The sequence below is a fragment of the Gelidimonas denitrificans genome (genome assembly GCF_055694065.1).
Genome location: NZ_CM146350.1, coordinates 2,268,742 through 2,293,627 on the forward strand (window position 1 = coordinate 2,268,742; position 24,886 = coordinate 2,293,627).

General features: G+C 59.8%; 19 protein-coding genes, 1 tRNA gene and 1 riboswitch. Of the genes, 12 read left to right on the forward strand and 8 right to left on the reverse strand.

Annotation, left to right across the window (positions count from 1 at the left end; genetic code table 11):
• Nucleotides 1-123: 123 nt before the first annotated feature.
• The gene (queG, locus tag FKCLFG_RS10570; RefSeq protein ID WP_472613050.1) at nucleotides 124-1,218 is read right to left on the reverse strand and encodes a tRNA epoxyqueuosine(34) reductase QueG; all 1,095 of its coding nucleotides are present in this window, start codon (nucleotides 1,216-1,218) and stop codon (nucleotides 124-126) included.
• 66 nt (nucleotides 1,219-1,284) lie between these two features.
• On the opposite strand from queG, the gene tsaE reads away from it, so the two are divergent.
• On the forward strand, nucleotides 1,285-1,776 hold the full coding sequence (gene tsaE, locus FKCLFG_RS10575) for a tRNA (adenosine(37)-N6)-threonylcarbamoyltransferase complex ATPase subunit type 1 TsaE (protein WP_472613051.1): 492 nt from the start codon (nucleotides 1,285-1,287) through the stop codon (nucleotides 1,774-1,776).
• Nucleotides 1,740-3,086, forward strand: coding sequence for an N-acetylmuramoyl-L-alanine amidase (locus tag FKCLFG_RS10580; protein WP_472613052.1), 1,347 nt, complete (start codon nucleotides 1,740-1,742; stop codon nucleotides 3,084-3,086). The genes tsaE and FKCLFG_RS10580 overlap by 37 nt, the downstream gene beginning before the upstream one ends.
• A 78-nt stretch (nucleotides 3,087-3,164) precedes the next feature.
• Here the strand turns inward: FKCLFG_RS10580 and FKCLFG_RS10585 are convergent, their stop codons facing one another.
• Nucleotides 3,165-3,581 carry a MerR family transcriptional regulator gene (locus FKCLFG_RS10585; RefSeq protein WP_472613053.1) on the reverse strand — a complete coding sequence of 139 codons (417 nt, stop codon included), beginning with the start codon at nucleotides 3,579-3,581 and terminating at the stop codon, nucleotides 3,165-3,167.
• An 89-nt stretch (nucleotides 3,582-3,670) separates the two neighbouring features.
• On the opposite strand from FKCLFG_RS10585, the gene FKCLFG_RS10590 reads away from it, so the two are divergent.
• Nucleotides 3,671-6,328, forward strand: coding sequence for a heavy metal translocating P-type ATPase (locus tag FKCLFG_RS10590; protein ID WP_472613054.1), 2,658 nt, complete (start codon nucleotides 3,671-3,673; stop codon nucleotides 6,326-6,328).
• Nucleotides 6,329-6,881: 553 nt separating this feature from the next.
• Here FKCLFG_RS10590 and FKCLFG_RS10595 read toward each other — a convergent pair.
• Nucleotides 6,882-7,535, reverse strand: coding sequence for a VTT domain-containing protein (locus tag FKCLFG_RS10595; RefSeq protein ID WP_472613055.1), 654 nt, complete (start codon nucleotides 7,533-7,535; stop codon nucleotides 6,882-6,884).
• 72 nt (nucleotides 7,536-7,607) lie between these two features.
• On the opposite strand from FKCLFG_RS10595, the gene mutL reads away from it, so the two are divergent.
• The 4 genes from mutL to bluB all read left to right on the forward strand — a co-directional run bounded on the left by mutL (nucleotide 7,608) and on the right by bluB (nucleotide 12,839).
• Complete coding sequence (gene mutL / locus FKCLFG_RS10600; RefSeq protein ID WP_472613056.1) at nucleotides 7,608-9,479, forward strand: DNA mismatch repair endonuclease MutL; 1,872 nt, start codon at nucleotides 7,608-7,610, stop codon at nucleotides 9,477-9,479.
• On the forward strand, nucleotides 9,476-10,438 hold the full coding sequence (miaA, locus tag FKCLFG_RS10605) for a tRNA (adenosine(37)-N6)-dimethylallyltransferase MiaA (RefSeq protein WP_472613057.1): 963 nt from the start codon (nucleotides 9,476-9,478) through the stop codon (nucleotides 10,436-10,438). Before mutL ends, miaA begins: the two co-directional genes overlap by 4 nt.
• Before the next feature lie 250 nt (nucleotides 10,439-10,688).
• Nucleotides 10,689-10,765: transfer RNA gene (locus FKCLFG_RS10610), tRNA-Met, on the forward strand.
• A gap of 1,102 nt (nucleotides 10,766-11,867) precedes the next feature.
• A riboswitch (cobalamin riboswitch) is annotated at nucleotides 11,868-12,055 on the forward strand.
• A 43-nt stretch (nucleotides 12,056-12,098) separates the two neighbouring features.
• Nucleotides 12,099-12,839: a 5,6-dimethylbenzimidazole synthase gene (gene bluB / locus FKCLFG_RS10615; protein WP_472613058.1), complete on the forward strand. Its 741-nt coding sequence runs from the start codon at nucleotides 12,099-12,101 to the stop codon at nucleotides 12,837-12,839.
• Here bluB and FKCLFG_RS10620 read toward each other — a convergent pair.
• The 4 genes from FKCLFG_RS10620 to FKCLFG_RS10635 form a co-directional block, all read right to left on the reverse strand.
• Complete coding sequence (locus FKCLFG_RS10620; RefSeq protein ID WP_472613059.1) at nucleotides 12,750-13,262, reverse strand: hypothetical protein; 513 nt, start codon at nucleotides 13,260-13,262, stop codon at nucleotides 12,750-12,752. The two genes, bluB and FKCLFG_RS10620, sit on opposite strands and share 90 nt — an antisense overlap.
• A 44-nt stretch (nucleotides 13,263-13,306) precedes the next feature.
• Nucleotides 13,307-13,741 carry a ferric iron uptake transcriptional regulator gene (gene fur / locus FKCLFG_RS10625; RefSeq protein WP_472613060.1) on the reverse strand — a complete coding sequence of 145 codons (435 nt, stop codon included), beginning with the start codon at nucleotides 13,739-13,741 and terminating at the stop codon, nucleotides 13,307-13,309.
• A gap of 252 nt (nucleotides 13,742-13,993) precedes the next feature.
• Nucleotides 13,994-14,518, reverse strand: a complete 525-nt coding sequence (locus tag FKCLFG_RS10630) for a hypothetical protein (protein WP_472613061.1) — start codon at nucleotides 14,516-14,518, stop codon at nucleotides 13,994-13,996.
• A gap of 15 nt (nucleotides 14,519-14,533) precedes the next feature.
• On the reverse strand, nucleotides 14,534-14,785 hold the full coding sequence (locus FKCLFG_RS10635; RefSeq protein ID WP_472613062.1) for a hypothetical protein: 252 nt from the start codon (nucleotides 14,783-14,785) through the stop codon (nucleotides 14,534-14,536).
• A gap of 298 nt (nucleotides 14,786-15,083) precedes the next feature.
• On the opposite strand from FKCLFG_RS10635, the gene FKCLFG_RS10640 reads away from it, so the two are divergent.
• The gene (locus tag FKCLFG_RS10640) at nucleotides 15,084-15,530 is read left to right on the forward strand and encodes a ferritin-like domain-containing protein (protein WP_472613063.1); all 447 of its coding nucleotides are present in this window, start codon (nucleotides 15,084-15,086) and stop codon (nucleotides 15,528-15,530) included.
• A gap of 18 nt (nucleotides 15,531-15,548) precedes the next feature.
• On the opposite strand, the gene FKCLFG_RS10645 is transcribed toward FKCLFG_RS10640, so the two are convergent.
• On the reverse strand, nucleotides 15,549-16,748 hold the full coding sequence (locus FKCLFG_RS10645) for an MFS transporter (RefSeq protein WP_472613064.1): 1,200 nt from the start codon (nucleotides 16,746-16,748) through the stop codon (nucleotides 15,549-15,551).
• A 313-nt stretch (nucleotides 16,749-17,061) separates the two neighbouring features.
• Between FKCLFG_RS10645 and FKCLFG_RS10650 the strand changes: the two genes are divergently transcribed.
• From FKCLFG_RS10650 to FKCLFG_RS10665, 4 genes are read left to right on the forward strand one after another with little or no spacing between them, the layout of a single operon-like run.
• A complete protein-coding gene (locus tag FKCLFG_RS10650) occupies nucleotides 17,062-18,264 on the forward strand; it encodes an isochorismate synthase (RefSeq protein ID WP_472613065.1) in 1,203 nt (400 codons plus the stop codon).
• Entirely contained in the window at nucleotides 18,261-19,898 is a 1,638-nt protein-coding gene (locus FKCLFG_RS10655) for a (2,3-dihydroxybenzoyl)adenylate synthase (protein WP_472613066.1), read from the forward strand. The genes FKCLFG_RS10650 and FKCLFG_RS10655 overlap by 4 nt, the downstream gene beginning before the upstream one ends.
• A gap of 50 nt (nucleotides 19,899-19,948) precedes the next feature.
• On the forward strand, nucleotides 19,949-20,842 hold the full coding sequence (locus FKCLFG_RS10660) for an isochorismatase family protein (RefSeq protein WP_472613067.1): 894 nt from the start codon (nucleotides 19,949-19,951) through the stop codon (nucleotides 20,840-20,842).
• Complete coding sequence (locus FKCLFG_RS10665) at nucleotides 20,843-24,808, forward strand: amino acid adenylation domain-containing protein (RefSeq protein WP_472613068.1); 3,966 nt, start codon at nucleotides 20,843-20,845, stop codon at nucleotides 24,806-24,808.
• Nucleotides 24,809-24,886: the final 78 nt, after the last annotated feature.

Below are 24,886 nucleotides of genomic sequence, written 5' to 3' on the forward strand. Positions count from 1 at the left end.
ATTTAGGCAAGTAATATATGCGGTAAATGCCATGTAAATTGCCATACCCCATGTTTTTACGAAAATCGCAATTATTCAGCCGCCGCGTAATAGGGTGCGCCATCATTTTGGGCGAGGAGAATATCAAACCGCGCCATGCTGTTCCAGCGCCCAGATCACATGTTCGCGCACCATCGCGCTTGGATGCTCCAGCCGCGCCTTGAGCGCTGTCACCATGGCTGCAGCATCAACGCCGCATCCGGCCGCATTGCCCAAACCCACCGCCAGATTGCGCAGCCAGCATTCATGGCCGATGCGGCGGATCGGACTGCCTTCCAGATTGCGATTGAATTGCTCTTCGCTCCAGCCGAACAGATCGACCAGCATCGCGTCATCGAGCCCATTGCGCACCTCGAAATCGGGAACCGTGGCCTGTTGTGCAAACTTGTTCCACGGACACACCAGCTGGCAATCGTCGCAACCGTACACGCGGTTGCCGATCAACCCGCGCAATTCCACCGGGATGCTGCCCTTAAGTTCAATCGTCAGATAAGAGATGCAGCGCCGGGCATCGACCTGATACGGCGCGACTATCGCCTGCGTCGGGCAGATGTCGATGCAGGCGCTGCAAGCGCCGCAATGGGGCGTGATCGGCGCATCCACCGGCAACGGCAAATCAGTAAACAATTCGCCCAGAAAAAACATCGAACCGGCGTCCCGACTCAGCAGCAGCGTATGTTTGCCGCGCCAGCCGAGACCGGATTTCTGCGCCAGCTCGACCTCCATCACCGGGGCCGAATCGGTGAACACCCGATAGCCGAACTCGCCCACTTCGGCCTTGATACGGTCGGCCAACTGCTGCAAACGCCCGCGCAACACCTTGTGATAGTCGCGTCCGCGCGCATAGATCGATATCTTCGCCGCCGCCGGCTGGCTCTGGCGCGCTTCTTCCTTGTCGCGCCAGCCGGACGCCGACTGCGTCAAATTGGGCAAATACGGCATGCGCAGCGTAATCACGCGTGCGGTGCCGGGCACCAGTTCCGCCGGCCGGGCGCGCTTCATGCCGTGCGCGGCCATATATCCCATCTCGCCATGAAAGCCCTTATCGAGCCAGGCCTGCAAGCCGGCTTCGGCATGCGCGAGATCGATATCGGCAATACGCACCTCGGAAAACCCGAGTTCACGCCCCCACGCCTTGATACGTAGCGCCAGTGCGAGTAAATTATCATTCTCAGTCATATACATGAACCAGCTGAAGTCAAAATTAATCAAAATTAGTCAAAACAAGAGAAACCATTTTACGAGATGCAGCAACTCCACCTCCAGATCCATCTACATGACGAAGCCGGCACCGTCGCGCTGGGCGCAGCACTGGCGCGCGCGCTGGCGCCAGGTTTGACGATATACCTGCACGGCGAGCTTGGGACCGGCAAGACCGCGCTGACCCGAGCTCTTTTACATGCGGCCGGTTACGCCGGTCACGTCAAAAGCCCGACCTATACGCTGGCCGAACCCTATACCATCGACATCGACGGCGAGGCGGTGCATTTAATCCATTTTGACTTGTACCGGATGCAGTCTGCGGAAGAATTTCTCGATGCCGGTTTTCGGGAAGCATTTAACGAGCGCAATATCTGCATCGTCGAGTGGCCGGAAAAAGCCGATACAGTACTTCCGCCGCCCGATATCAGCGTGTTTCTGACTGTGGCAGGACTGGGGCGTGATGTAGAATTACAGGCCTTGTCAGCCAAAGGGTCACAATGCCTCGACCGCCTGCACTTCGCACCCAATTTATGAAACCTGGCAGCACAGCGGCAACCCGCCGCATCGTCCTTAAAGCCGGCAGCACACTACTGCTATCCCTGATCGCACCGTCGCTTTCATTTGCCGCTCAAATCGTCGCAGTGCGGGTCTGGCCGTCGGACGAATACACCCGCGTCACGCTGGAAAACGACAGTGACCTGAAAGCCAGCCATTTTCTGGTGCAAAATCCAAACCGGCTGGTGGTCGATATCGAAGGGCTGGAGCTCAATCCAACCCTGAAGGAGCTGATCGCCAAGATTCAGTCCAACGATCCCTACATCAGCCAGGTGCGCGTCGGGCAAAACCGTCCGAACGTGGTGCGGCTGGTGTTCGATCTGAAAACGGAAGTCCGGCCGCAAGTGTTTACCCTGGCGCCGGTCGGCGAATACCAGCACCGGCTGGTATTCGATCTGTATCCGACCCGCGAATATGACCCGATTGCCGCCCTGATCGAATCAGGCGAGCGGCCGGTCGACCGGCCTTTCGACGCCCCGACGGCAACCATCGATACTCTACCGCAGATCAAGCCCGAACCGCCGCTTGCCAAAATCGAGCCGAAGCCCGAGAACCGCAGCGGTAATGCGCCAGTCATGACGCGCATGATCACCGTCGCAATCGATCCCGGTCATGGCGGCGAAGACCCCGGTGCGGTCGGTCGCGGCGGCAGTTATGAGAAAAATATCGTGCTGGCGATTGCCAAGCGCCTGAAAGCTAAGATCGAACAACAACCGAATATGCGCGTGATGCTGACCCGCGACGCCGATTACTTCGTGCCGCTGCATGTGCGGGTGCAAAAGGCGCGCCGGGTGCAGGCCGATCTGTTCATGTCGATCCATGCCGACGCCTTTGTGCTGCCGACCGCGCGCGGCTCGTCGGTGTTCGCGCTCTCGGAAAAAGGCGCTTCTTCAACTTCTGCGCGCTGGCTGGCCAACAAGGAAAACGCGGCCGACCTGATCGGCGGCGTAAACATCAAGAACCATGACCGGCAGCTGGCCAGCGTGCTGCTCGACCTGTCCACCACCGCGCAGATCAATGACAGCATGAAGCTTGGAAAAGCGATTCTGGGCGAGATCGGCGGCATCAACCGGCTGCACAAAGGTTCCGTCGAGCAAGCCGGTTTTGCGGTGCTCAAAGCACCCGACATTCCATCGGTGCTGATCGAGACCGCCTTCATTTCGAACCCCGAAGAAGAAGCCAAGCTGACTGATAACGCCTATCAGGATCAGATGGCCGACGCGATCATGAATGGTATCAAGAAATACTTTGCGAAAAATCCGCCGCTATCGAAGAACCGGATGACTTGATCCGGTTACCGGGAGTTTCGTAGGATGGGTGCAACCCATCGTGTATCTAAACAACAAACACGATGGGTTGCACCCATCCTATTTTGCGCAGCATGTCGCCCCCGCCAGCGCTGCAATGATCGGACAGGGCTGGGACTGGCCGGTCGCTGTACATTCACCGATCAGATGACTCAACGCAGCTTCCATCCGTGCCAGATCGGCCATCTTGGCGCGGATATGCTGCAACTTGTCGGCCGCCAGTTCGCGAATCGCTGCCCGGTCGTTGCCGTCTTCCAGTTGCAGCAATGCCTCAATTTCATCCAGCGAAAACCCCAATTCCTGCGAACGTTTGATGAAGCGGATGCGATCAATTAACGCCACAGGATAGGTCCGAAACGCACTGTCTTGCGCAACCGGCAGCGGCAACAACTTGCGGCGCTGGTAGTAGCGCACCGTCTCCACCCCAACTCCGGCGGCACGCGCCAGGCGTCCAATCGTAAAATTTTCTATTTGCATGGATTTTGTCAAAATTGACTTGACTCTGTTGTTGGGTACGGAGTCTATACTAATGTCAATCGGTTAGCACCACAAGACAAGGAACAGTAATGAACCCGCAACAAGATCCCACGCCAACTCCACCTGCACATCAAGATTGCTGTTGCCATTCGCAACATAAAGCACAAGCAGCACAACCCGAACAACCAGAACAACCGGCTCCAATCCAAAATAATAAGCAGTACACCGATCCGGTCTGCGGCATGACGGTGAGCGCCGATCCGTCCAAAAAGGCGATTCATCAGGGCAAGACCTATTATTTCTGCAGTACTTCCTGCCTCGCCAAATTCACAGCCGATCCGCTGGCTTATGTGCAAGCGGCCAAGCTGCTGAAGATTTCGGTGACGGGGGCCGCGCCGACAGGACCGTTGGTGCCGATAGCATCTGCGCCAGCCATCGACAAACCCTACACCGACCCGGTCTGCGGCATGAAGGCCGCCGCCAATCCGGACAAATCGGCGACTTTCAACGGCGTCACCTATTACTTCTGCAGCACTTCCTGCGTCGCCAAATTCAACGCCGATCCGAAAGGGATTCTGGCCCATCCACCCACACCGATGACGCCAGCTAAACCAAGGACGACGCCGGCAGCCGCAGATGCGATCTACACCTGCCCGATGCATCTTGAGGTACAGCAAGTCGGCCCCGGCACCTGCCCCAAATGCGGCATGGCGCTGGAACCGATGGAAGCCAGCATCGAAGAGGACACCAGCGAACTCGACGACATGACGCGCCGCCTGAAATTCAGCGCCGCGCTGTCGCTGCCCTTGCTGCTGATGACGATGGGCGACATGATCCCCGGCGCAGATATCGGGCACCGGATCGGCATGAACGCGTTCGGCTGGCTGCAGGCCGTGCTGGCTACGCCGGTAGTGTTGTGGGCCGGTTGGCCACTGTTCCAGCGCGGGTTTGACTCGTTCCGCAGCTGGAATCTCAATATGTTCAGCCTGATTGGACTGGGCACTTCGGCCGCCTTCCTGTTCAGCGTGATAGCGCTGCTGTTTCCCGAAGCCTTGCCGGAAGCGTTCAAGATGAACGGCATGGCGCCGCTGTATTTTGAAGCTTCGGCGGTCATCATCACGCTGGTGCTGCTGGGCCAGGTGCTGGAGTTGCGCGCCCGTTCGCGCACCAATGGCGCGGTGCGCGCGCTGCTGGGGCTGGCGCCGAATACCGCGCTGCGGGTAAAAATCGATGGCAGCGAGGAAGAAGTCCATCTGGATCAGGTTCAGGTCGGCGACATCCTGCGCGTCAAGCCGGGCGACAAAGTACCGGTTGATGGAAAAGTGACCAACGGCCGCTCGAATGTCGATGAATCGATGATTACCGGCGAGCCGATGGCAGTCACTAAAACAATCGGCAGCCAAGCCAGCGCCGGCACCGTCAATCAGACCGGTACTTTTCTGCTGCAAGCACAGAAAGTCGGCGCCGACACGCTGCTGTCGCAAATCGTGCAAATGGTGAATCAGGCCAGCCGCTCACGCGCACCGATCCAGAAATTGGCCGACCGGGTTTCCGGCTGGTTCGTGCCGGCGGTGATGGCCTCGTCGGTACTCAGCTTTCTGCTGTGGAGCTGGCTCGGCCCGGCGCCGGCGATGGCATACGGACTGGTAGCTGCAGTATCGGTGCTGATCATTGCCTGCCCTTGCGCGCTGGGGCTGGCGACACCGATTTCGATCATGGTCGGGATCGGCCGCGGTGCCGGCGAAGGCATTCTGATCAAGAATGCCGAAGCGCTCGAACGGCTGGAAAAAGTCGATACGCTGGTGGTCGACAAGACCGGCACCCTGACCGAAGGCAAGCCGAAAGTCCAAAGCGTGATCGCCGCCGACGGTTTCAGCCAAGCCGAGGTTCTGGCCGCAGCGGCCGCGCTGGAAAAACTCAGCGAGCATCCGCTGGCGCAAGCAATCGTCGATTACGCACAGGAACAGAACGCGCTGCTGCAGACGGTCGAGCAGTTCGATTCCGTCACCGGCAAAGGCGTGCAAGGCCACATCGGCGGAGCGCTGATTTCGCTCGGCAACCAGCGCCTGATGGACGATGCCGGAGCAGACACCAGCGCGCTACGCGATAGCGCACAGACATTGCGCGCACAAGGTCAAACGGTGATGTTTATCGCCAGCGCAAACCGGCTTGCCGGCTTGATCAGCGTGGCCGATCCGATCAAGGCCAGCACCGCGGAAGCGCTGCATTTGCTGCGCGCCTCGGGCTTGCGCATCATCATGCTGACCGGCGACAACGCCGCCACCGCAGAAGCGGTTGGCCGCCAACTCGGACTGGATGAAGTCAAGGCGGAAGTATTGCCGCAGGATAAATTCAAGCTGATCGAGGAACTGAAACAGCAGGGCCGCATCGTTGCGATGGCCGGCGACGGCGTCAACGACGCGCCGGCGCTGGCGCTGGCCGATGTCGGCATCGCGATGGGCACCGGCACCGATATCGCGATGAACAGCGCACATGTGGTGCTGGTCAAGGGCGACTTGCGCGGCATCGCCAAGGCCCGGCTGCTCAGCCAGCACACGATGAAGAACATTCGGCAAAACCTCTTCTTCGCCTTCGTCTACAACTTTGTCGGGGTGCCGATTGCCGCCGGAGCGCTGTTTCCCTGGTTCGGCATCGTACTCAGCCCGATGATCGCCAGCGCAGCGATGAGTTTCAGCTCGGTATCGGTGATCGCCAACGCGCTGCGGCTGCGCAAAACGACACTGTGAGCGGGTTTTGCAGGAAAGCCCTTAGAGAACAACATACTGCTTTATGTATTTTTAATTACCGCATACATATATGCGGTAATTGGCATGTTTTTTGGCATACTCTAGGTAAATAACAACAACCATATCTCTCCTCAGCCTAGTATGATGTTGATATCTAAGTGACAACTTTATGTCATTAGCGGTTGTATTGACGCTGTTTTTGATGTTAAGCCGCTGGGGACGCAGCCGTTTGTGTGCTGCAGAAAATGGATCAGAAATGAAGGCTGTTTGAGCGAAGCGAGTTCCTTCATTTCCCATTTTTTGCAGCACACAAACGGGGACCCGAAGGGCAAGTCTGCGGTCGCCTTTCTTTTGCTTACTTTTCTTTGGCGAAGCAAAGAAAAGTGAGTAGCCGTCGGGCTACCCCCGACAAAGCATCCACGAAGAGTGCAGCGATTAATTAAGTCGTCAACTTTGCAGTCACCCTCTCCCCGACCCTCTCCCGCAAGCGGGCGAGGGGGTATTCATAGCGGGGGTCAACAGTTACTAACAATCTGGAATATGCCAGAGCATCTCAGGCCAGCGACTTACCGGTTATTTTCCGGTAAAACTTCCACAGCCCGCCCAGCATCAGCGGCACCACCGCAGCGGCCACACCGATTAAAACGATGGTGTTCAAGTGGTCTCGAATGATCGGGATATTGCCGAAAAAATAGCCGGCAGCAACCAGTCCGCCCACCCACAGCAACGCACCGGTCACGTTGAACAGCTGGAATTTGCTGAATGTCATCTTCGACACCCCGGCCACAAACGGTGCAAAGGTACGCACAATCGGCACGAAGCGGCACAGGATGATGGTTTTGCCGCCGTGTTTTTCAAAAAACATGTGCGTCCTGTGCAACGCCTTCTTGTCGATCCATTTGTAATCGTGGGTAAACACTTTCTGGCCGATGGCGGAGCCGATCCAGTAATTGAGCGTATTGCCACCGACCGCTGCGACCAGCAATATGCTGACCAACAGCCAGACATCCATCGCGCCTGTGGCGCAAAAAGCGCCGCCAATGAACAGCAGCGTATCGCCCGGCAAGAACGGAAATACCACCAGCCCGGTTTCGGCAAACACGATCACAAACAACACCGCGTACACCATGGCCCCGTAGTTTTCCAGCAAATGACCGAGCGTCTTGTCGACATGCAAGATCATGTCGAAAAATTGCATGAATTCCATACTTCTCCTAAGATATCCAGCCCATCGATTGGGGTCCAGAATGATACCAGCACACCCAGCTATAATCTGGCCATGAATGCTCCGCTCGACCCACACCGCCCAATCCAGGCTTTATCCGACCAATTGATCTCCCAAATCGCCGCCGGCGAAGTGGTGGAGCGGCCGTCTGCGGTGGTCAAGGAATTGCTTGAAAATGCGCTCGACGCCGGCGCCACCCACATCACCGTGCGGCTGGAGCAAGGCGGCGTCAAGCGCATCGCCATCACTGACAACGGGCGCGGCATCGCGCCGGAGCAGATGCCGCTGGCGCTGGCGCGCCATGCAACTTCCAAGATCACCTCGCTGCACGACCTGGAAAACGTCGCCACGCTGGGTTTTCGGGGCGAAGCGCTGGCATCGATCGCTTCGGTGGCGCAACTGACGCTGACTTCGCGCACCTTGGATGCCGCCCATGCATGGGAAATTTCCGGCACATCTGCCGGCAGCACAGCGCCCGCCTCGGGCGCGCCGGGCACCACCATCGATGTGCAAGACTTGTATTTCAATACCCCGGCGCGGCGTAAATTCCTGAAGACCGAACAGACCGAATTCGGCCATTGCGCCGAAGTGGTGCGCCGCATCGCGCTGGCGCGGCCGGACGTCTCTTTTTCGCTGTCGCACAACGGCAAGACCATCGACCACTGGAACGCAACCGAAGTGGCGCAACGCAGCGCCCATATCCTGGGCGAGAACTTCGCCGCGGCCCGGCTGGCGCTGGACGAATCCGCCGGCGACGCCGCCAGCGGCTTGCGCCTGCACGGCTTCGCCGGCTTGCCGACCGCCGCCAAGGCACGCGCCGACGCGCAGTATTTCTATGTCAACGGCCGCTTCGTGCGCGACAAACTGCTCACCCACGCCGTGCGCGCCGCCTATCAAGACGTGCTGCACGGCGACCGCTACCCATCCTACGTGCTGGCACTGGAGCTCAATCCGGCATTGGTCGATGTGAATGTCCATCCGTCGAAGATCGAAGTGCGCTTTCGCGACAGCCGCGCAGTGCACCAGTTCGTGTTCCACGTAGTGCAGCGCGCGCTGGCGCAAACCTCGGCCACCGCATTCGGCACCGCGCCGGCACCGCTGGCGTCACCTTCGGGCGCAATGCCGTGGATGCGCGAGCAGCAGCAAACCACGTTTGGCGCTCAGTTGCGCTCCGACGCTGCAGCACCACAATTCAGCCGGGCAAACTCCGGCTTCGGCGTGGCGCAATCGACCGCCAGTTACGGCGCGCTGTTCGCCGCCGCGGCGACGGAATCATTGCCCCCGGCTATCGCCCCTCAACCAATGCAGACCTTGCCGGACGACGCCGATAACGACGACTATGACCATCCGCTTGGCTACGCGCTGGCGCAATTGCACGGGGTTTTCATCCTGGCGCAAAACAACCAGGGATTGGTGCTGGTGGACATGCACGCCGCGCATGAACGCATCCTGTACGAGCAACTCAAAAACGCGCTGGACGCGGATGCGCTGCAGGTACAGGCGCTGCTGATCCCCGTCACCTTTTACGCCGATGCGGTGGAAGTCGGCACCGCTGCAGAAAGCCGCGCCATCCTGGAATCGCTCGGTTTCGACATCAGCGCGGTATCGCCCACCACGCTGGCGGTGCGCGCCGTGCCGGCATTGCTGAAAAACGCCGATGCGCAAAGCCTGGCGCGCGACGTGCTGCGCGACATCCGCGAATTCGGCGGCTCGCGGGTGCTGATCGAACGGCGCAATGCGCTGCTCGGCACGCTGGCTTGCCATACCGCAGTGCGCGCCAACCGCGCACTCACCGTGCCGGAAATGAACGCGCTGCTGCGCCAGATGGAAGCCACCGAACGCGCAGATCAGTGCAACCACGGCCGCCCTACCTGGGTACAGTTAGCACTCGCTGACCTCGACAAACTATTTCTACGCGGCCAATGACGCATTCTCAAAACAAGCAAACCAAACCGCTGGCGGTCGCCATCATGGGCCCGACTGCCTCCGGCAAGACGGCGATGGCGCTGGAGATTGCGCGCCGGATACCGTCCGAAATCATCTCGGTCGATTCTGCGCTGGTCTATCGCGGCATGGATATCGGCACCGCCAAGCCCAACGCAGCCGAACTAGCCGCCGCGCCGCACCACCTGATCGACATCATCGACCCGCTGGACGCCTATTCTGCCGCGCAATTCTGCAAGGATGCACTGCGACTGAGCGCAGAAATCCGCGCCCGCGGTAAGTTGCCATTGCTGGTCGGCGGCACCATGATGTATTTCAAGGCGCTGATGGATGGACTGGACATTCTGCCAGCAGCCGACCCGGCCCTGCGCGCGCAACTCGATCTCGAAGCCGCCCAAATCGGCACTCCCGCCATGCACGCCAGACTGGCGCAGCTCGATCCGGCCACCGCGGAACGGCTCAAGCCCAACGATGCGCAACGCATCCAGCGCGCGCTGGAAATCATTGCGCTAACAGGCCAAAAGATGTCGCAACTGCTGGCGTTGCGGCCCAAAACCGAATTGCCCTTCACTCTCTTGCCGCTGGCGCTGGAACCATCGGATCGCAGCGTGCTGCACCAGCGCATCGAAACCCGCTTCGACGCCATGCTACAAGGCGGCCCCGGCCACAATCTGCTCGACGAAGTGGCAACCCTGCGCGCACGCGGCGATTTGCATCCCGGCCTGCCCTCCATCCGCTGCGTCGGTTATCGCCAGGCCTGGGAATACCTGGACGGACAATACGACCTGCCCACTCTGCGCGAAAAAGGCATCATCGCCACCCGCCAACTCGCCAAACGCCAACTAACGTGGCTGCGCGCAATGCCGCAGCAGATTGCACTGGATTGCCTCAATCCAAACGCGATCGATCAGGCATTGCTGCACATCAATCAAGCGACTTAAATCATGCACGCCAGATTAGTAGGATGATGCAACCCATCCGACGCAGTGATCCGTTGTCATCACGCTTTCTTCATGCTTTTCGTGGACCGGATTCAGTAGTTAGACCAAATGCTTTCATGCAACTGCCCTGACAGGCGCGACAATTTTCTTGACAGAGAAAAAGTCGTTTGTCATAATGCAGGGCTTAGTTGTTCTGGCAGTATATTTGGCCTGAATAATGCCGGTTACGACAGTAGCCGCATAAACTAGTGGTGATATAGCTCAGTTGGTTAGAGCACAGCATTCATAATGCTGGGGTCGGTGGTTCAAGTCCACCTATCACTACCAAAGACACCGCAAACCACCGCAAACCACCGCAAGTTTGCATGAAAAGCCCCTAAGAAATCAATCACTTAGGGGTTTTTTTACGCCCGTTGCGCCAAAGTTTGGCAGTTAACAGCCAGATTTTATGCTGGTATTTTTGCGAATACCAACTCGCGCCAGCAAAGTGGATACCAGCAAAATACCCAAATTAGCCACTCCCCTGCCCCTGTGTCAGCAGATGCATGCGTTAATCGTCCAGGATGCCGAATCAAAGGTGAAAGTGTCGTTCGGTTCGCTCCTGATGCTGGCCACGATCTTGCGCACCTGCACATAGTTCACGGGGCCAGTCTGCAACAATTTATGTGCCTGTGTCCTCGACAGCGGCACAAAAACGTTACACGGGCAGCACCCCAGCGGCATCCCGCCTCCACCGGGTTCGGCGCACTTGAACCCGGCTCGGTTAGATTTGAAATCCGTCCAACATACTCAGCGTTACCGAAATTCTGCTTGTCTGCAAAATGCCCGACCCAGCACCGCCATTTTCTCGTTGACGAACAAATTGATCGATTACGCACGATCAGCTTCGATTACGACTAGGCTGAAGCACCGAGTGCCTGCATTATCAGCATCAGCCCGGCCATGCCAGTGGTTCGGTGAAGCTATGACATAAAGCCCAAAAATCAACCAACTCATAATTGAGTCGCTTAAATCGCTGCATGATGCTTTGGTGGGCATAACCAATTTTGGAGGGCCCCTACAGTCTGCCACCATGGACGCGGCACCATGGAGACTCCGGAGTTTCAAAGTGGCCCCTTCTGTCCAGCCCCTCCCACGCCCCATTGATGCACACGATTGTTCTTACAAAAACATTTGGATGGCGAGCTTTGTCGGGGACTTGTCCAAGCTGCCTGTTTTGTAGGCTCGCCAGAAGATCGACGCCGGCATTGGGATTGCGCGCGGATGTGGTTGGCTGTACGCAAGGTTATCCACAGAAAGCGGGCATAAGCCATCTGTTCAAAAACGACCGTTTTTTCAACACTATTTTTTATGACCAAATGTCACAAATATGGCGGTTTGTTGCCATAAAGAATTAATGTCCTGCCTTGACATAATCCTTGCTTCACCTTGATGATGGCGGCTTTCAGGTGCCCGTCGCTGCAAGGCGACAGGAGAATCGGGAAGGCGGTGTGATTCCGCCACGTGCCCAACGCTGTAAGGAGGATGAACCAGGCGAGATGCCACTGGCGTATGCCGGGAAGGCGCCTGGTTCAGATGAATCCGAGTCAGAAGACCGGCCTGAAAAACCATCAAGCTGCACGGCCAGGCAGCGCATCTATTTTCACGCTAGGGGAATGTCATGAAAACAATGCCGGCGCAAGCCATCCAGGATACACACGCCTTTACAGACGAAGCACGTGACGCGGTCTATCACGCCATTTTTTCCCGCCGCGATGTGCGCGGCCAGTTTTTGCCGACGCCGGTTCCCGATGAAGTACTGAGCCGTGTCCTGACCGCCGCCCACTACGCGCCATCGGTCGGCTTCATGCAGCCTTGGAATTTTCTGGTAATCCAGTCGGACCAAGTCAAGCGCCGGGTGCATGATGCCTTTGCCATAGCCCATGCCGAAGCAGCAGAAATGTTCGAGGGAGACAAACGCGACGTCTATCGGACCCTGAAACTGGAAGGGATTCTGGAGTCGCCCGTCGGCATCTGCATCACCTGTGACCGCGAGCGCACCGGTCCAGTGGTAATCGGACGCACCCAAATGAAGACCATGGACCTGTACAGCAGCGTATGTGCGGTACAAAACCTGTGGCTGGCCGCCCGGGCCGAGGGTCTGGGTGTAGGCTGGGTCAGCATTTTCAACCAGGCCGCACTGCAGCAAGCACTGGGAATTCCGAAGCGCATCACACCCATTGCTTATCTGTGCGTCGGCTATGTCAGCCATTTTTATGCCAAACCGGAACTGGAAAGTGCCGGATGGTTACCCCGGCTGCCGATTGAAAACCTAGTCTATTTCAACCAGTGGGGCAATCATGATGACCAGCAAGCCCTGATCGGGCACTTGCGACGCGACCAGGCAGCCGCGCAGGAATAACTGCTGGTTCAGGGGCACTTCCTGCAACACCGTGCGCATTCCGTAGTGGCCCAGCACTTCATACCCGAGCACGAACTGTGCACGTGCAGCGTCGTGCAGACGGTCGGCGATCAGGTACACCACCTGCGTTTTCTGGACGAAGAAACCGGAGGTGCCGGCGCGCATCGTATCGGCCAACTGCGCCTGCGCTGGTGGCGGCAGATCGGCAACCGACTGCACCACATGGATGCCGCCTTTCGGCGCAATCGCTTGCTCGATGGCGGCGGCGCTGCCGCTGCCGCTGCTGGTCCCGTCGCGCGACAGCAGCGGTGGCGCTTTTTCGTCTATACGGGAAGAAGTCTCGTCAAGGCCGCGACGCGTAATCGTAGGCACGGCTTGCGTAGGCAAGACGGGATCGAGAACTCCTCCCTTGTTCAGCGACATCGTTTTTTGCTGTCTATCAGCGCGTACACCCCCGCATTGCGTTCCTAGGCAGTCGCAACTTTGATGGGTACCGCACTGCAATGCGGGCAAATCCCATACAAAGAAAGGCGATGCATCGTCACTTGATAGCCGTTGATGGTTGCCACTTTTTGCTTGCGCGATTCGATGACCTCGTCTTGGAATTCATCCACGCGACCACAAGTCAAACAGATCAGGTGGTCGTGGTGACCACCCTCGTTGAGCTCAAAGATCGCCTTGCCTGAATCGAAGATATTGCGCGAGAGAATTCCAACCATCTCCAGTTGCGACAACACGCGATAGACAGTAGCGAGGCCGACATCGAAACCTTGTTCTACCAGGAGTTGATACACGTCATCGGCACTCAGATGCCGCGATTCGCTAGCGCGGATCACCTCCAGCACCTTTAACCTGGGCAAGGTGGTTTTGAGCCCGGTTTTTCTCAATTCATTACTGTTCATAGTGCCTGCTCTTTTCAGTGCTGTTATTCCATTTTTAAATCAAATATGCACTTTGTCGACTTCGCCTACCGTACCGGCGGTCATCTCACTGTTCACCGCTATGGATTGCTCAATGTATTTGAGGCAACGCGCCAGACTGCTCGCACTCGGTTTCTCAATGAATACACAACGCTTCAATATGAGCGCTCTTCTCCGTGATGACGCGGGTACTGCGCTCCCCGAGTTCGCGCGTCAGCACCCCGTTCTCCTCAATCAGTTCCCCGCAAATCTCTGTGCATCGGCCCGATGCGCGGCACCGACCTGATGCTGCAACATGTGAATATTGCTTAATACCCGCTCCTCCAGCGCCACATCGCAGCACGGATGCGTCAGCGTAGCCCAAAGCGCACCAGCAATCTCATTGCCCTGTTGGCAGCTTGACCACCACTGACCGAGAGCATCCGTAGTTTTTGCTTGTGAGGCAAGGCGCTGAGAATATGCATAGCGACGATCTAACTCGCGCTGCAATCGTTCTGCTATCGGTGTGCGGGATTTGCATTCGGCGATCACACAACAATGCAACGCATAATCGTCTGCCTGGACCTGCTCGCCTAGGGCCTTGTCAACCAGGCGGCGCAATGCGCTGATGGGCAAACATACTCCCACCACAGGGCAGAACGCATGGATGGGCAATTCCCAAAGTCGACGCCGGCGCGATCCCATCGTTAACGGCTGCAACGCTACGGTATCGGCATGCATGGCGATACCTGTGACGGCTTCTGTATTGTGTTTGCACATTGCCTGCCCCTCTTTTTAATGTCGCACGACCTGCGGCATGGCAGACATCAATTCGGCGCCATGCAGGGCAGGGTCTGTTTCGAGCTGTTGCTGGGCAACGCCTAACATGCGCGCCAGTTCACGAAATACCTGCATTTCAAAGCGCAGCGTTAAAGAGGGCAAACTCAGATGCACGATCCCGCAGTCGGGACAAGTGGTGACATAGCCGACAGCGCTGGTTGCTACCAGTAATTGCTGGCACGGGACGGGACTTATTTTGTGCATCACGGACGGGCTCCAGATTCAAAAAAGGACAGTTCAGGCTAATTATAAATGAGAATCATTCTCAATTAAAGATAAATTTATCCTTTGTCCACACGATTGCAATGACGCATAAAAATTCTTTCTGTCATTGTCGTATTGGGTAATCCGACAAGGCATTTTGCGTGTTCGCTGAACCCGGTTTTAAAATGGATTGGGATTGCGTGAAATCAAAAAATGCAGTGTTGCTCCGGAAATTGTGTGTCCTGAAATTTGTCTTCTTTGATACATTTACAAGTCTACTTACGCACGCCAGGAGAACCCCATGAAACAAGATGAAGTACTGAAAACCCTCAATCGCATCATGGAACTGGAACTCGCCGGCGTGGTGCGCTACACCCATTACGCACTGATGGTGTATGGCTATAACCGCATCCCGATCGTTGATTGGCTACAAAAGAACGCTGATGAAGGGCTGCTGCATGCCCGCCTGGCAGGCGAACTGGTGACTTGGATGGGTGGCCATCCGTCGCTGGGTATCGGCCCGTTGCTCGAATCTCACAAGCATGATATCGGCGACATTCTGCGCGAATCCCTTAAGCACGAAGGCGAGGCGCTAAAGTCCTACTATGCACTGCTTTCCCTGGTTAAGGATAAGGACGTTCGGCTTGAGGAATACGCTCGCAACATGATTTCAGAGGAAATCGCACATCAAGACGAAGTCAACAAGATGCTGCGTAAGCCTGGGCAGACCGAACCTTTCGAAGTATAAGCATTGCCGTTTCCAGGCTCACTCTGGTACCAGCGCTGCCGCCGTCCTGGACAGACGCGGCAATGCCCAAAGCACGGCGATCGCGATTGCTGTCGCCAATAACGCTATCGCAGGCATTCCGGTCAGCCGACCGTCCTGCGCCTGACCCAGCATCAGACTGGTTACCAGCGCCGCCAGGGCAATTGCCAAATCCTGCACCATATTCTGTAACGCCATAAATCCAGCGCGTTCATGTGCTGCGGGCACTTGGCTAGTGGCGATTGCCAGGCTGACGTTGCGTCCCGCATTGCCGGCCATGAACAGCACAAAAGTCAATATCAGTGGTAAACCCGGCGACAGACTACTTGGATTCAAGAACGGTGTTAAGCCCACGCCAAAGCCTAGGGTAGCGAGTACCACGGCGGGAAACGGGCCGACACGATCGACCAGCCTTGCCAGCATTTGTACCGTCAACAGCGCCACCAAGCCACCGGCAAAATACAACATGCCTAGCCGCTCGCGTGGAAATCCGAGGTTGAGCAAAAAATATGCCGAAAAATGCGGAATCAGCAAAAAAGCCGAGAACTGGCTGAGCGCCTGTACCAGACAAGCTGCGCGCACCGCTGGCTGCGCCAGCAGGCTGCGCGGCGTGACCACAAGCGTCTGCCCAAGATGCGCGCGCAAGGTTGGCAGCAGTTTGGCTGCTGCCAACCACACCATGGCGGCCAGCGCTGCGAGCGCATAAAACGGAGTCCGCCACCCGCCTAGGCTGGCAAGTTCAAGCGCCAGCGGTACGCCGGCGATGGCGGCCAGCGAGAATCCGAGCATGACTTTGGCCAGCGCGCGTCCTCGCTGCTCCACCGGTGTGGTATCGACGACGATCGCCATCCCAACAGCGATCGCCGGACCGCCGCACAGGCCGGTGAGCGCGCGGGCCAGCATCAGCGTCCAGAGGTCCGTGGCGAAAGTCGCAGCCAGCGTGGCCAATCCGACCGCGCCGAAGGCACACAACAAGACTCGCTTGCGGTCGAAACGATCCAGCAGCCGAACCGAGACCAGCCCGGACAGCACCGCAGCCAAGGTATAGGCGGCCGACAGCCAGCCCAGCCGGTCGGCCGAAAAATCTAAAGCCTGCGCGACGTCTGGACCGAGCGGTAGCAACATGATGAAATCGAGGATATAGACGAACTGCAACGCGGCAATCAAGAAGATCGTGCGGGTCTGAAGTGGCTTATGCATGGGTTTCCTGGCGCAGCTTTGCTATCAATATTTATTCATGGCGCCTGCGTCGATAAGGGTTCAAACGCACACGTCAAGCAAGAAAAGCGGGTGAGTTGATAGATGACATCCTAGCATTATATGTAAATAAGAATCAATCTTATTATTATTTAGATTTGCTATTGCGAATAATTCTCATTTTGATTTATAGTGCGGTACGTTTGCTTAATTGCACGCACTTCTGGGCCGCTGGATATCGCCATTTTTTTTTGGAGGTGCCTAATTCACCAAGCTTGATCCGGCAAGTGCAATACCTTATCGCGAGGACTTATTCATGAACGACAGACTCCACAATTCACTTTTCGCACAACCTCGGGCGACCGATTTGCTGCGGCAATATCAGGCGGGCGCGACGTTTTTTGCGTCACCCAGACGCACCCTGCTGGCGAGCGGGATCAAGACCGTGGTGCCGCACTGCGCAAACACAAAACTGGCGGCAACAGCGTCGGCGCTGCTCAAGGAGGTCGGGACAGAAGGTGACGTGCTGATCGGTGCGATACCGTTCCGGCAGGATGGGCCGGCACGCCTGTTCATCCCGCAACGACTTAGCGCTGGGCTGGGCGTGGATGGCCAGCCCGTGGCAGTCCATGGTGGCTCGAAACAAGCCAGCATGCAATTGCCGAACGCCATACACATGCAACCCACGCCAGATACCTATCGCAGCAATGTGAGCCGTGCGCTGACGCGTATCCGTGAAACAGCTTTAGAAAAAGTGGTGCTGTCGCGTTCGCTGACGCTGGATGCCCGGATTGATCTTGCTGCGCTGCTGCGCTGCCTGGCCGGGCGCAATCTGCTTGGTTATACCTTTGCGATCGATCTGGCCGATGCGCCAAATGAACGGCGCACCCTGATCGGCGCCAGTCCGGAGCTGCTGCTGGCGCGCACCGGTCGGGAAGTCGTGTCGCATCCACTGGCGGGTTCGATTCCGCGCAGCGCAGATGCGGCTGAAGACCAGCGCCGCGCTCAAGGCTTGCTGCGTTCAGTCAAGGATCTGCACGAACACGCGCTCGTGGTCGATGCGGTGGCTGCCACGTTGCGGCCATTCTGCCGCAAGCTGGACGTCCCCACAGCGCCGACATTGCTGGCGACGCCGACCATGTGGCATCTGGGCACAGAAATACACGGCGAACTGGCCGATCCGGCGACGACCTCGCTGGTACTCGCCTTAGCGCTGCACCCTACTCCAGCGGTGTGCGGTCATCCGACTGCAAGCGCGCGCGATTTCATTGCAGAAGTGGAAGGCTTCGACCGCAGCTTCTTCGCCGGACTGGTCGGCTGGTGCGATGCCGGCGGCGACGGCGAGTGGGCTGTGACGCTGCGCTGCGCCGAAGTCGGCGAACAGAGCGCAACGCTGTATGCGGGGGCCGGCATCGTCGCCGGCTCCGAACCGGCGCTTGAGTTGCTGGAAACCTCGGCCAAACTGCGCACCATGCTCGGCGCGATGGATATGGAGTCGGTGCTGGAACAGGCGCTATGAGCCCCGACTATTTGCCCGGCTGCACACCATGGCCGGAAGAATTCGCCACCCGTTACCGCGCCGCCGGTTACTGGACCGGCGAAACCTTTGGCGCCATGCTGCGCACCCGCGCACAGCAGCATCCGGAGCGGCTGGCGCTGGTCTGCGGCGTGCGTCGCTGGAGCTATCGTGAACTAGATGCGCGCTGTGACCAGCTGGCCGCAGGCTTGGCCCGGCTCGGCATCGGCGCGCGCGACCGAGTGGTGGTGCAATTGCCGAACGTGGCTGAATTCTTTGCGGTTTGCTTCGCACTGTTTCGCCTGGGCGCGGTGCCAGTGCTCGCGCTGCCAGCCCATCGCCGGGCCGAAATCAGTTATTTTTGCGCCTTTACCGACGCCACAGCCTATGTCATTGCAGACCGCGAGGGCAGTTTCGATTATCGCGAACTGGCACGCCAGGTGCAAGCCGAGGTGCCGACCCTGCACCACGTGATTGTGGCCGGCGAGGCCGAAGAATTCACTGCGCTCGATGCGCTGTATGACGCGTTGCACAACGCGCCACAAACCTTCGCCGGACCGGATGCAGGCGATGTCGCCTTCCTGCAGCTTTCCGGTGGCAGCACCGGCGTGCCCAAGCTGATCCCGCGCACCCATGACGACTACCTGTATAGCGTGCGCGCCAGCGCCGCGATTTGCGGCCTGAACGCAGACAGCGTCTATCTGTGCGCGCTGCCGGTCGCGCACAACTTCCCACTAAGCTCGCCTGGCACCTTCGGCACGCTGTACGCCGGCGGCTGCGTGGTATTGGCGCGGGGAGCGAGCCCGGACCAGGCTTTTCCGCTGATCGAAGCCGAGCGCGTGACCCTGACCGCATTAGTGCCGCCGCTGGCGATGGTCTGGCTGGATGCGGCCAACAGCGGCCGGCACGACCTCAGCAGTCTGCAACTGCTGCAGGTTGGCGGCGCCAAACTCAGCGTGGAAGCTGCCCGGCGGGTGCGTCCGGTACTCGGTTGCGCGTTGCAACAGGTGTTCGGCATGGCCGAAGGACTGGTCAATTACACCCGGCACGACGACCCTGAACATCTTGCCATAAGCACCCAGGGCCGGCCGATCTCGCCCGCCGACGAAGTGCGTGTGGTCGATGACGAAGATCGTGCGGTGGCACCCGGCACTGTCGGCCACCTGCAAACTCGCGGCCCTTACACGATACGCGGCTACTACCGGGCCGATGCCCACAACGCGCGCGCCTTCACCACCGATGGTTTTTATCGCACCGGCGACTTGGTGTTAAGTCTGCCATCCGGCCACTTGGTGGTCGAGGGCCGCGCCAAGGACCAGATTAATCGCGGCGGCGACAAGGTGGCGGCCGAAGAGATCGAAAACCATTTACTGGCCCATCCGGCTGTCCACGATGCTGCACTGGTGGCGATGCCGGACGCCTACCTGGGCGAGCGCAGCTGCGCTTTTGTCATCGCGCGCGGTGCAGTGCCAAGGGCGCTTGAGCTGACCCGTTTCCTGCGCGAGCGCGGCCTGGCCCAGTACAAGATTCCGGACCGGATCGAATTCATCGATCGCTTTCCCAAGACCGGGATTGGCAAGGTCGACAAACGCCTGCTGCGCGAGCGCATTGCGCAGCAACTAGCCAATCCTGTCTGACCTTCTGTCTGACCCTCTGTCCGACCCTTCAACTCGACAAAGTTTTTATCATGAGCATTCCAAAAATCGCACCCTACCCAATGCCCGCCGCAGCGGCCATGCCGCAAAACCGTGTGGACTGGGCGCCCGATCCGGCCCGTGCGGTTCTGCTGATCCACGACATGCAAGAGTATTTCCTCGACTTTTACGATGTCAAAGCCGCGCCGATTCCGACCCTGCTGGCGCACATCGGCCAATTGCGCGCCGCCTGCGACGTTGCCGGCGTGCCGGTCGTGTATACCGCACAGCCGGCGCAACAGTCGCCGGAACAACGTGGTCTGCTGCAGCCATGGTGGGGGCCTGGACTGACCGCGCAGCCGGAGCGCGCGGCGGTGGTCGCGGCGCTTGCCCCGCGCCCGCACGACACGGTGTTGACCAAGTGGCGCTACAGCGCGTTCGTGCGCAGCGATTTGCTAGAGCGCATGCAGCAACAAGGACGCGATCAGTTGATCGTGTGCGGCGTGTACGCGCATATCGGCTGCCTGATGACTTCGGCCGATGCCTTCATGCACGATATACAACCCTTCCTGGTCGGCGATGCGCTGGCTGACTTCTCCGCCGATCAGCACACGATGGCGCTCGATTACGTGGCCCAGTGTTGTGGCGTAGCCAGCAGCGCCCAGCGCGTGGTCGATGCGCTGCGGCCGGCTGCCAAGTTGCCAGCTAAGTTGCCAGTTAGCTTGGCAGCGCTACACGCGGAAGTCGCGGCGCTGCTGCAAATACCGGCCTCCGATCTGCTGGGCGACGACAACCTGCTATACGCCGGGCTCGATTCGATCCGGCTGATGACCTTGCTTGAGCGCTGGCGTCGGGCCGGCGCGAACATCACCTTCGTCGAACTGGCCGAGCGCCCTACCCTGGCCGGCTGGTGGAGTCTGCTGTCCACGCGCCAGGAACAGAACTGAATGACCACCCTCCCCGCCGAAAATCCGGCCGAACAGCTACCGCTATCAGCAGCCCAATACGGTATCTGGCTCGGCCAGCAACTTGATCCAGGCAGCCCGGCTTACTGGACTGCCGAAGCGGTCGAACTGAACGGCGCACTGGACGCCGTCGCCTTCGAAGCCGCGCTGCGTCAGGCGGCGGGCGAGTGCGACGCCCTGCACCAGCGCTATGCCAGCGACGGCCAAACCGTCTGGCAGACGCCGGAACCGCGCAGCGACTGGACGCTGGCACGGCGCGACCTGAGCGGCGCAGAGTCGCCGCTGGGAGCGGCGCAAGCCTGGATGCAGGCCGATCTGCTGCAAATAGCCGACCTGGCTACCGGGCCGCTGTTTGCCAGCGCGCTGCTGCAACTGGCCCCGGCCCGCACGCTATGGTATTTGCGGGTCCACCACGTCGCACTCGACGGTTTCGGCTATACCTTGCTGACCCAGCGCGTGGCCGACCTGTATTCGGCGCGGCTGGCAGGCACCCTGCCGCCAGTGGCGCGCGCTGCTGCGCTGGCCCCGGTGATAGCGGAAGATCGCGCGTATCAAGCGTCTGCCGCTTGCGCGCGCGACCGTGATTTCTGGTGTGCGCGGCTGCAGGATGCCGCGCCGCCGATGATGCTGGCAGCGCCGATGCCGGTCGCGCATGGCGTGCGCCGCCAGCGCGGCAGCCTGGCTCCCGAAACTCTGAGCCGCTGGCAGGCGGCAGCCGACACCGCCGGCGTCGATTGGACGGCGTGGCTGATTGCCGCCATCGCCGCCTGGCTGCAGCGCACCAGCGGCGCGCCCGAACTCACGCTGGGGCTGCCGGTCATGGGTCGTCTCGGTTCGGTGGCGCTCGCCGTGCCCTGCATGGTGATGAATATCGTGCCCTTGCGCTTGAAGATAGATATCGAGGGCAGCTTGACCGATCTGGCGCGCCTGGTCGCCGCTGAGTTGCGCGCATTGCGGCCGCATCAGCGCTATCGCTACGAACAGCTCAAGCACGAACTTGGCATTGTCGGTGGCAACAAGAGATTGTTCGGGCCGGTGATCAATCTGATGCCGTTTGACCGGCCGCTCAAGTTCGGCGCGCTGGCTGCGGTCTCGCATTCGATCTCGGCCGGCCCGGTCGAAGATTTGGTGATCAATATCGCGCCCCGCAGCAACGGCGTTCGGCTGGATTTTGAAGTCAATCCGGATGCTTACGACGACGCCACACTCGCGACCCATCATGCGGCGCTGCTGACCGCGCTCGATGCGTTAATCAGCATGCCGGAGCGGCCGTTGGCCGAGGTGCTGGGCCGCTACGCTTCGGCGGCACCGGCGGCACCCGCAGCGTTTGCCACACCGGCGCTGTTGTTCGGCGGGCCGTTGCCATCTGCGCCTGAGCCAATACTGGTCGCGCTGCTGCGACATGCCAAGGCCACGCCCGAGCGCATCGCGCTGGAACAGGATGGCGTCTGCCTGAGCTACGCTGCGCTGCTGAACGCGGTGCAAACCCTGGCGGCGCGTTTATGCGCGCACGGCGTGGCGGAAGATAGCCGTGTGGTATTGCTGCTGCCGCGCGCGCCGCACACCGTGGTGGCGCTGCTGGCCACCCTGTGGGCTGGCGGCGGCTACGTGCCGCTCGCCCCCGACGGCCCGGCACTACGCATCGCCGCAGTGCTGGCCGACGCCGCGCCGACGCTGGTACTGAGCTTGCGCGCCCATGCGCACTTGGCCACCGGCACTGCGCCTGTGTTGTGTCTGGACGATGCCGAAATTGAAGTGTTACCAACCTTGGCCAACCCGATCCCGGCCGCAGCCGATGCGCTGGCCTACGTGATCTATACCTCCGGCTCGACCGGCCGTCCGAACGGCGTGATGATAGGCCGCGATGCGCTGGCGCATTTCGTGGCCGGGGCCACCGGGCGCTACCGCATCACTGCAAGCGACCGCGTGCTGCAGTTTGCGCCGCTGCATTTCGATGCCAGCGTCGAGGAAATATTTCTGCCGCTGTGCGCCGGCGCCACGCTGGTGCTGCGCAACGAAGCGATGCTGGAATCGCTGCCGCGCTTTCTGGATGCATGCGGACGGCTTGCCATCAGCGTGCTCGATCTGCCGACCGCGTTCTGGCACGAGCTGGCGTTCTGCATCGGGAGCGATCAGGCCGTGCTGCCGGATAGCGTGCGGCTGGTCATCATCGGCGGCGAAGCGGCGCTAGCCGAACGGGTGGCGCGCTGGCGCGCAAGCGTGCCGGCGCGGGTGGTGCTGCTCAATACCTACGGCCCGACCGAGGCCACAGTGATTTGCACCACGGCCGAACTGGCCGGCCCCGACGCGATTTGCTGGGAAGGCGACGCGGTGCCGATTGGCGTACCGCTGGCCGGAGTCGACATCGCAGTAGTAGATGCTGGCTTGCGTCCGGTGGCAGTCGGCGAAACTGGCGAATTGTGTCTGATCGGGAACGGACTGGCGCGCGGCTATCTGGAGCGCGCGCCGCTGACTGCGCAGCGCTTCATACAACTGGATGCGCTGCCGGAGCGCCCGCGCGCGTATCGCACCGGCGACCGGGTACTGCTCGGAGCCGATGGTGCGTTGCGCTATCTGGGCCGGCTCGATGATGAATTCAAACTCAGCGGCCACCGCATCGACCCGCTCGAGATCGAGGCCGCGCTGCTGCAATATCCGGGCATGCGCGAGGCTGCCGTGGTGGCGCAGTCGCTCGCCAGCGGCGGTAAACGACTGGCTGCCTTTATCGTCGCCGAGGGTGAAGCGCCATCCCCTGCTGCCTTGCGCACTTTTCTGGCCGAGCGTCTGGCGGCGGTAGCGGTGCCGGCGTGCTATATCGCCGAGTCGCGGCTGCCGCGCAACAGCAACGGCAAGATCGACCGGGCAGCGCTGCGCGAGCGCCACAGCACCGTGGACCAACGCGCAGACAGCGCTGCCACCGCGTTGGAGCAGACCGTGATGGCGGTCTGGCGCGAAGTGCTCGGGATCGACAGTCTGACGCCGGCCGATGACTTTTTTGCCCTCGGCGGCAAATCGCTGCAGGCGATCCAGGTCGCCAACCGGCTCGGCATCGCCTTGCAGCGCGAGGTAGCGGTGTCGGCGCTGTTCCGCCATCCGACCGTCGCCGCGCTGGCGCAGTCGCTTGGCACCTTGGCCGGCCACGCCCCGCCGCCGACTGCGGCCGGCGGCGAATTTGCGCCGCTGCTGACGATCCAGCCCGGCACCGGCCCGGCCTTGTTCTGCATTCATCCGGCCGAAGGACTGGCCTGGTGCTATCTGGGGCTGGCCAGGCAATTGCCGCAGATCCCAATCTACGGCCTGCAGGCTCGCGGGCTGACTGGGGCCACACCGGCCGACATCGAGGTGCTGGTGGCAGATTATCTCGGCCTGTTGCGCAGCGTGCAGCCGCACGGACCCTACCGCTTGCTGGGCTGGTCGGCGGGCGGCGGCGTGGCGCATGCGCTGGCGGTGCAACTGCGGGCCGACAGCGAAACCGTGTCGCTGCTGGCGATGATGGATTCCTATCCGAGCGATATTTGGCACGGCAAGCCGGAACCGCAGGAGCGCGATGCGCTGCTGGCGCTGCTCGACGTGATCGGCGCTTCGGCGCTGGATGCAGACGGCCGGCCCTTGTCGCGTGCTGCCCTGCTGGCCCGTTTCAGGCAGCCCGGCAGCACGCTGGCCGGCTCCGACGACGCGCATCTGGCGCGCCTGACTGCGATGGCTTTGCACACGATGCGGATTTACCGCGGCCTGCGCCATCTGCCTTTCGATGGCGATCTGCTGTTCTTTCATGCGCACCAACGTGCCGCCGACGCGCCCGACTGGCAAGGCTGGGCACCCTATGTCGAAGGCCGCATGGAACGCATCGAGATCGACAGCACCCATGGATCCATGAGCCGGCCGGCACCTCTGGCACACATCGGCCGCGTGTTGGCCCAGCGGCTTGCGTTAATAGATGGGGTATGAATAAAAACCATACATATGCTGCATGTATTGCGCGACATAAATTTAATACCAATGTCAGTATGCTTTAACGATAAAACA